Source organism: Halomonas sp. BM-2019 (assembly GCF_017584085.1).
Genome location: NZ_CP071922.1, coordinates 188,655 through 190,522, shown reverse-complemented (window position 1 = coordinate 190,522; position 1,868 = coordinate 188,655). Strand labels below are relative to the sequence as shown.

Sequence of the window (1,868 nt, the reverse complement as noted above, 5' to 3'; positions counted from 1 at the left end):
GTGAGGGTTCGCCGGCGAGCGTCGCCCTGCTGATCGGCCCCGCGGGCGGGCTCGCCGAGGCCGAGGTCGAGGCCGCCCGGGCCGCCGGCTTCGCCCCGCTCACCCTGGGGCCGCGCATCCTGCGTACCGAGACCGCCCCGGTGGTGGCGCTGAGCCTGCTGCAGCACCGCTTCGGGGATCTGTGAGCACTCCTGACCCCTTGTCACCCCTGGCTTCGAGGAGCCCCGACATGCCCGATTCCCGCGACCGCCGTCCCGATCGGCCCGGCATCGGCCGCCGCTCCCGCGCCCCCAGGTGTGCGGTGGGCGAGGTGGCCTACCTGGAGGTGGTCACCGTCAACGAGACCGGCGCCTTTCTTGACTGGGGCCAGCCCAAGGAGCTGCTGCTGCCCTTCGGGGAGCAGCGCTTCCGCCCCACGCCGGGGAAGCGGGTGCTGGTGAGGATCTATGAAGACCAGCAGGGCCGGCCGGTGGCCTCCCAGCGGCTCGACCGCTTCGTCTCCGACGAGGCCGAAGGGCTCGCGGCGGGGGACGAGGTGACCCTGGTGATCGCCGAGCAGACCGACCTTGGTCTCAAGGCGGTGGTGGACCACCGCTGCTGGGGGCTGCTCTACCGCGACGACATCACCCGCCCGCTGCGCCGTGGCCAGCGCCTGAGCGGCTATGTGAAGCGCCTGCGCGAGGATGGCCGCCTGGACCTCTCGCTGCTGCCGCCGGGGGCGGCGCGCCTGGACGTGGTGGGCGAGACGGTGCTCAAGGCGCTGCGCGAGAGCGGCGGCTACCTGCCGCTGGGCGACAAGAGCGATGCCACCGAGATCAAGGCCCGGCTGGGGGTGAGCAAGAACGCTTTCAAGCAGGCCATCGGCCGGCTCTACAAGCGGCGGCTGATCACCCTGGAGGCGACCGGTATCCGGCTGGCGCCCGGCGGCGAGTAGCCGGCATACTGGCCGCATCGATACCCTGGACCGGAAACCCGACGCCATGAGCGAACGCGCGCTGAAGATCGGCGTGGTGATGGACCCCATCGCCGATATCGCCTACAAGAAGGACACCACCCTGGCCATGCTGTGGGCCGCCCAGGACCGCGGCGCCTCGCTGCACTACCTGGAGCAGGAGGACCTCTTCCTGCGCGACGGTCGCGCCTTCGGCCGGCTGCGCGACCTGACCGTGCACCGTGATCCGGGCCACTGGTTCGAGCTGGGCGAGCCCGAGCCGCGTCCCCTGGCCGAGCTCGATGTGGTCCTGATGCGCAAGGACCCGCCGGTGGACGCCCACTTCCTCAACGCCGTCTACCTGCTGGGCTTCGCCGAGCGCGAGGGCGTGCTGGTGGTCAATCCGACTCAGGCGCTGCTGGAGTGCAACGAGAAGCTCTTTGCCCAGCAGTTTCCCCACTGCTGCACGCCGACCCTGGTCTCCTGCAGCGAGCCCGAGCTGCGCGCCTTCCACGCCGAGCACCAGGATGTGATCTACAAGCCCCTGGACGGCATGGGCGGAACCGGGGTCTTCCACGTGCGCCCGGAAGGCCGCAACCTGGGGGCGATCATCGAGACCCTCACCGAGCGCGGCCGGCGCCAGATCATGGCCCAACGCTATATTCCCGAGATCACCGAGGGCGACACCCGCATCCTGCTGGTGGACGGCGAGCCGGTGCCCTATGGCCTGGCCCGGGTGCCCATGGCCGGCGAGACCCGCGGCAACCTGGCCGCCGGCGGCACCGGCGTCAGCCGCGAGCTCACCGAGCGCGACCGCTGGCTGATCGCGCAGGTGCAGCCGACGATCCGAGACAAGGGCCTGATGTTCGTCGGCCTCGACGTGATCGGCGACTACATCACCGAGATCAACGTGACGAGCCCCACCTGCGTGCGCGAG

General features: G+C 70.9%; 3 protein-coding genes. All 3 read left to right on the top strand.

What is annotated here, in order from left to right:
• On the top strand, positions 1 to 185 hold a 185-nt coding region (locus J5F18_RS01005; RefSeq protein WP_346300514.1), incomplete at its 5' end, for an RsmE family RNA methyltransferase.
• A gap of 44 nt (positions 186 to 229) precedes the next feature.
• Complete coding sequence (locus J5F18_RS01000; RefSeq protein WP_346300513.1) at positions 230 to 934, top strand: S1-like domain-containing RNA-binding protein; 705 nt, start codon at positions 230 to 232, stop codon at positions 932 to 934.
• A gap of 46 nt (positions 935 to 980) precedes the next feature.
• On the top strand, positions 981 to 1,868 hold an 888-nt coding region (gshB, locus tag J5F18_RS00995), incomplete at its 3' end, for a glutathione synthase (protein WP_346300512.1).

Excerpts from the sequence above, each read along its gene's own strand:
- J5F18_RS01000 (WP_346300513.1), top strand. The coding sequence starts at position 230 with ATGCCCGATTCCCGCGACCGCCGTCCCGATCGGCCCGGCATCGGCCGC.